Annotated in this window: 6 protein-coding genes; 2 read left to right on the top strand and 4 right to left on the bottom strand. The window is 69.7% G+C overall.

Annotated features, from left to right (window positions below; genetic code table 11):
• Positions 1 to 172 precede the first annotated feature (172 nt).
• Complete coding sequence (locus ACFWF3_RS22385; protein WP_378988022.1) at positions 173 to 715, top strand: PadR family transcriptional regulator; 543 nt, start codon at positions 173 to 175, stop codon at positions 713 to 715.
• A 24-nt stretch (positions 716 to 739) separates the two neighbouring features.
• Here ACFWF3_RS22385 and ACFWF3_RS22380 read toward each other — a convergent pair whose 3' ends face one another.
• The 3 genes from ACFWF3_RS22380 to ACFWF3_RS22370 all read right to left on the bottom strand — a co-directional run bounded on the left by ACFWF3_RS22380 (position 740) and on the right by ACFWF3_RS22370 (position 3,729).
• A complete protein-coding gene (locus tag ACFWF3_RS22380; RefSeq protein ID WP_378988470.1) occupies positions 740 to 1,492 on the bottom strand; it encodes a cobalt-precorrin-6A reductase in 753 nt (250 codons plus the stop codon).
• Between the two features lie 219 nt (positions 1,493 to 1,711).
• Complete coding sequence (gene cbiE, locus ACFWF3_RS22375; RefSeq protein ID WP_379315144.1) at positions 1,712 to 2,980, bottom strand: precorrin-6y C5,15-methyltransferase (decarboxylating) subunit CbiE; 1,269 nt, start codon at positions 2,978 to 2,980, stop codon at positions 1,712 to 1,714.
• Positions 2,977 to 3,729, bottom strand: a complete 753-nt coding sequence (locus ACFWF3_RS22370) for an SDR family NAD(P)-dependent oxidoreductase (protein ID WP_379315143.1) — start codon at positions 3,727 to 3,729, stop codon at positions 2,977 to 2,979. The genes cbiE and ACFWF3_RS22370 overlap by 4 nt, the downstream gene beginning before the upstream one ends.
• A gap of 110 nt (positions 3,730 to 3,839) precedes the next feature.
• Here ACFWF3_RS22370 and ACFWF3_RS22365 point away from each other — a divergent pair, with 110 nt between their 5' ends.
• Positions 3,840 to 4,238, top strand: coding sequence for a TIGR03618 family F420-dependent PPOX class oxidoreductase (locus tag ACFWF3_RS22365; RefSeq protein WP_378988029.1), 399 nt, complete (start codon positions 3,840 to 3,842; stop codon positions 4,236 to 4,238).
• 64 nt (positions 4,239 to 4,302) lie between these two features.
• On the opposite strand, the gene ACFWF3_RS22360 is transcribed toward ACFWF3_RS22365, so the two are convergent.
• Complete coding sequence (locus ACFWF3_RS22360; protein WP_379315142.1) at positions 4,303 to 5,430, bottom strand: M24 family metallopeptidase; 1,128 nt, start codon at positions 5,428 to 5,430, stop codon at positions 4,303 to 4,305.
• Positions 5,431 to 5,510: the final 80 nt, after the last annotated feature.

Raw genomic sequence — 5,510 nt, 5'->3', positions numbered from 1 at the left:
GGTGGGTTCGTTTTTTTTAAAACGCCCCCCCGGGGGGGGGGGGGTGCCCCGCGCGCCCCCCCCCCCGCCGCACCCCGGTCCGGCGAACGCGCCGCAACACCGGCACTATTGGTGGACTGCGCACCCAGGCGTAACATTCCACTTAGGAATGTAGTTCGAAGGGAGTTGACCGTTGACCGACACCGCGACTCGACGCCGCCCACTGAACTCCACCGCGGCCTCGCTACTCGGGTTCCTGCACGAGGGCCCGAAGTCGGGCTGGGATCTCGCCACGCAGGCCCAGCAACGCATCGGCGACTTCTGGACCATCACCCAGAGCCAGGTCTATCGCGAACTGTCCACGATGGACGCCGCGGGCCTGGTGACCAAAGGCGAACGCGGCGCCAGAGAGCGCACGCCGTACCGGATCACCGATATCGGGCGCGAGGCCTTCGCCGAGTGGATCGGGCGCGATCCCGGCGCCGAGACCATCCGCGTGCCACTGCTGCTCACGCTATCCTTCGGCGAGCACCTGGATCCCGCGCATCGCGATCGGATCATCGCCGCCAACAAGAACATTCATCAAGATCGCCTCGACCGCTACCTCGACGAAGACGAGACCGCCCTGGCTCCCCACCAGCGCGCGACCCTCGAATTCGGCATCGCCTACGAGCGCGCGGTCCTGCACTGGTTCGACCAGCTGCCGACCATCTTCACGCCGCCGAACCCGCGCTGACGGAGTTCGGCCCCGCCGCCCGGTTCAGCGCACCCGGTGCGATGCGGACTCACGCAACCACTCGACCGCGTCGCCGACCTCGGCCACGGTGACGGCGCCCGCGGGCAGCGGTGGCCGGTCGATCATGATCACCGGCAGCCCCGCGGTGCGGGCAGCGAAGATCTTCGCCTCGGTCTGCTCGCCGCCACTGTTCTTCGTGACCAGCACATCGATGCGATGCCGCGACATCAGCACGAGTTCCTCGTCGAACGTGAACGGCCCACGCGCCAGCAACAGTTTGGCGCGCGGCGGCAGCGGGACTTCGGGGGCATCGATGGAGCGGATGACGAAACCGTGGCCCGTGCAGCCGACGAACGCGCCGACGCCCTGGCGGCCGATGGTCAGCAGGACCTGTTCGTCGCGCGCGGTCAGTGCCGCGGCCGCCGCGGCGAGATCGGGCACGCGGGTCCACAGGTCACCGCGCCGCTGCACCCACTCGGGGCGGCGCAGATGCAGCGCCGGGATATCCAGCTCGGCCGCGGCGGTGGCGGCGTGCGCACTCACCTGCGCGGCGAAGGGATGAGTCGCGTCCACGACAGCGTCGATCGCGTTCTCGCGTAGCCAGGTTCGGAGGCCCTCGACACCACCGAACCCACCCACGCGGACCGCACCGACCGGCAGCCGCGGATTGGCGACTCGACCAGCGAGGGAGGACACGATGTCGAGTCCACGCTCGCCGGATGCTCTGCGCGCCAACTCCCTGGCTTCACCGGTGCCACCGAGGATCAAAACTCTCAGGACAGCCCTCCGAAATCATCAGCGCCGGCATCACCATCGAACTTCGAGTACTTCATGTAACTCTCCATCGTGGAAAACGAACCGGGGGATTACCCGGAACGGCAACGACCCTACCCCCGAGCCGTGGGTTCTACACGTTCGGTCCGAAACTTTTACGGCGCGCGGACCCTGCGGGAACGGATTCACCGTGATCTGCGCGTGATCTGACCGTGATCGGTGCTAAGCGTCCACACTCCGGCGACCAGCGGGTTTTCGGACAATCCACTGAGCGACCGGCAAGTGCGGTCGCCAGGCCGTGAACCCGCCGAGCGGTTCACCCCGATAGATCTGAAATTTGCGCAGGGTTCCGCCGAACCGCGCCGACCAGTCGAGCAGCAGCGCTTCCGATTCCGCGGTGACCGCGTTGGCGACCAGGCGGCCGCCGGGGCGCAGCCGCTGCCAGCACTGCTCGAACATGCCGTGCTGGGTGAGACCGCCACCGAGAAATACGGCGTCCGGAGCCGAGATATTTTCCTCGGCTAACTCTGAGCGCACCTCACCGCGTATCGTTATTCCCGGCACCCCGAGGGCGGTGATATTGGTCGCGATTTGTTCCCGGCGAGCAGGCAGCCGCTCGAACGTGACGGCGCGGCACAGCGGATGGGTACGGCACCATTCGATGGCGATACTGCCCGACCCGCCGCCGATATCCCACAGCATTTCCCCCGGTGCGGGGGCGAGAGCGGTGACGGTGAGGGCGCGAACCTCGGCTTTGGTGAGCTGGCCGTCACCGGCGAAGGCAGCGTCGGCCAGACCGGGCAATCGGGTGTCACGACGCGTATCGGGATCGGCGCGGCAGTCGATGGCGACAATGTTGAGCGGGTCGCCGGGCGGGTGTGACCAGGTAGCCGCGGAGCCGGTGTGGCAGTGTTCGGCGGGGCCGCCGAGTTGCTCGAGAACCGTCAGCGATGAAGCGCCGAATCCCTTGTCGCACAGCATTTCCGCGATTCGGCTCGGCGTCGTCTCGTCTTCGCTGAGGACGAGAATCCGCCGACCCTCGGACAATTCGGGCACGACGGTGGGCAATGGCCGGGCAACCACACTCACCACCGGGGTTTCGGCCAGTGGCCACCCGAGCCGCGCGCACGCCAGCGACGCCGAGGAGGGCTGCGGGAACACCCGCAGCGCCGCCGGGCCGAACCGGCGCGCCAGGGTGACACCGATGCCGTAGAACATCGGATCACCGCTGGCCAGCACGCCGATGCGGCGACCGGCATTGCGCCCGAACAACTCCGGCAGGGCGGGCAGCAGCGGCGTGGGCCACGGCACCCGCTCGATATCGCCGGCCGGGAGCAGCGCCAGTTGGCGCGAGGAGCCGAACACCACGTCACAGTCCCCGATTTCCCGGCGGACGTTCTCCCCCAGACCCGCCCAACCGTCGGCCCCGATGCCGGCCACCACGATCGGGTGGCCGGTCCAGTCCGCCGCCGCGTCGCCGGACGCGGTCACCGTGGCATCCGACGCCAGACCGATTGCGGGAGCAGGCGCATCACGAAGAAGGCGATGGCAAGTCGGCCCGGCACCGCGACCCGGGTGGCGCCCTTGCCGAGACTGCGGACCACGGCGTCGGCGACCTGGTCGGGAGTAATGGCCAGGGGCGCGGGTTCCATGCCGGTGGTCATGCGCCCGATCACGAAGCCCGAACGCACCAGCAACAGCTGCACGCCCGTGCCGTGCAGGGCGTCGCCGAGGCCGCTGGCGAAGCCGTCCAGGCCCGCTTTGGCCGAACCGTAGACATAGTTCGCCCGCCGCACGCGCACGCCCGCGATCGAGCTGAAGACGACGATCTGGCCGGATCCCTGCGCACGCATCACGGTCGCCAGGGTCGTGAGGACACTGACCTGGGCGACGAAGTCGGTGTGCACGACCGCCACCGCGTGCGCCGGGTCGTGTTCGGCGCGATCCTGATCGCCGAGGACGCCGAAGGCGAGCACCGCTGTCGCGATGCCACCGTGCTCGGCGGCCAGTTTGTCCAGCAGGGGCGCGTGGGTGGCGGTCTCGTCGGCGTCGAATTCCACGGTGTGCACGGCGGTCGCACCCGCCGCGCGCACCTGCTCGACCTCGGCCGCCAACGCATCGGCACGGCGAGCGGCCAGGATCACCACCCGTCCGGGTGCCAGCCTGCGCGCCACTTCGACGCCGATCTCACTGCGCCCGCCCAGGACCAGCACCGGCCCATCGTTCTGCTGCATTCCCATAGCGCCAGTCTGTCATCCGGCCCGTCCGGCCGGTGCCGGCCTGCCTCTGTTGCGTGCACGGCGCGAACCCGCGCAGCGACGCGCCGGTCGGCCCGGCTACCGTTTCCGGCATGCCGACCGCCACCGCACAGCTGTCCCCCGCTGCCCTCGCGTTCGTCACCGAGCGGCATCTGGCCACGCTCACCACGCTGCGCGCCGACGGCACCCCGCACGTGGTCGCCGTGGGTTTCACCTGGGATCCGGAGAGCGGGATCGCTCGCGTGATCACCGACGGCGCGTCGGTGAAGGCACGCAATGCCGGACGAAGCGGCTACGCGGCGGTGAGCCAGGTCGAGGGGCCGCGCTGGCTGACCCTCGAAGGACCGGCGACGGTACTCCACGACAGCGCCGACGTCGCCGAAGCCGTGCGTCGCTACACCGAGCGCTACCGGGTGCCCCGCGAGAACCCGACACGGGTGGTCGTCGCGATCCAGGTGCGCCGGGTGTTGTCGTCTGGCACGTTGAAATAGCCTCGCGAACCCGCACAGCGCAGTGCGGGCGTGTGCCGCTACGGCAGTGCTGTACCCCGACCGCTTACAGCACCGTCAGGCCGTGCGGCCGATTGTTCATCGACTCCACACCGTCGTCTGTGACGACCACGATGTCCTCGATCCGCGCGCCCCATTCGCCGCGGAAGTAGATTCCCGGCTCGATGCTGAACGCCATGCCCGGCTCGAGCACCAGGTCGTTGCCCGCCACGATGTAGGGCTCCTCGTGCACCGACAGGCCGATGCCGTGGCCCGTGCGGTGGATGAAGGCGTCGCCGAGGCCCGCGTCGGCGAGCACGCTGCGGGCGGCGGCGTCGATGGATTCCGCGCTCACCCCCGGCCGCACCGCCGCGACCGCGGCGGCCTGGGCGGCCTCCAAGACCGCCACCTGTTCGACGATCTCCGGGCGCGGGGTGCCGAGAACATAGGTGCGGGTCGAGTCCGAGTAGTAGCCGGGTTCGACGGGGCCACCGATGTCTATGACCACCACATCGCCCTGCTCGATGACGCGATCGGAGACCTCGTGGTGCGGGTCGGCGCCGTGCGGTCCACTGCCCACGATGACGAACGCCGCCTCGGTATGGCCTTCCTCGACGATCGCGGCGGTGATATCGGCGCTCACCTCGGCCTCGGTGCGACCGGCCCGCAGGAACTCGCCCATCCGCGCGTGCACGCGGTCGATGGCCGCGCCCGCCCGGCGCAGCGCGTCGATCTCGGCCTCGTCCTTGACCATTCGCGACTCGCGCAGCACCGGCGTCGCCGAGGCGGGCAGACCGGTGGTCGATTCGGCGAGCGGGATCAGGTGCAGCGCGGGCATGGCATCGGCGACCGCGATGCGGGAACCGGCGTGCAGAATCGAGCGGACCAGCTGGTACGGATCGACGCCGTCGACCCAGTCGAGCACCTGCAGGCCGAGTTCGCCCGCCGCGGAATCGGCGAGGGAGGCCAGCTCGAGTTTCGGGATGACCACCGAGGGCGTGGATCCGTCGGCCGGGATCACCAGGCAGGTGAGCCGCTCGAAGGATTCCGCGGCCGAACCGATCAGGTACCGCAGGTCGGGGCCCGGAGTGATCAGCAGGGCGTCCAGATGCGCCGCGCGCATCAACTCGACCGCCCGCTCCAGCCGCTGACCGTAGACCTTCGCCGCGAACCTGGCATCCGTGTGCGCGCTCATAGGATCCGCGGGTCGTCGGACGCGGCGGCGATCGCGATCGGGTTGGCCAGCGCCGCGCCGCAGCCCCACAGCACGATCCC

The organism is Nocardia sp. NPDC060220 (assembly GCF_042727815.1).
In the GTDB taxonomy this organism is placed as follows: Bacteria; Actinomycetota; Actinomycetes; order Mycobacteriales; family Mycobacteriaceae; genus Nocardia.
This window is presented reverse-complemented; position numbering and strand designations above follow the sequence as displayed.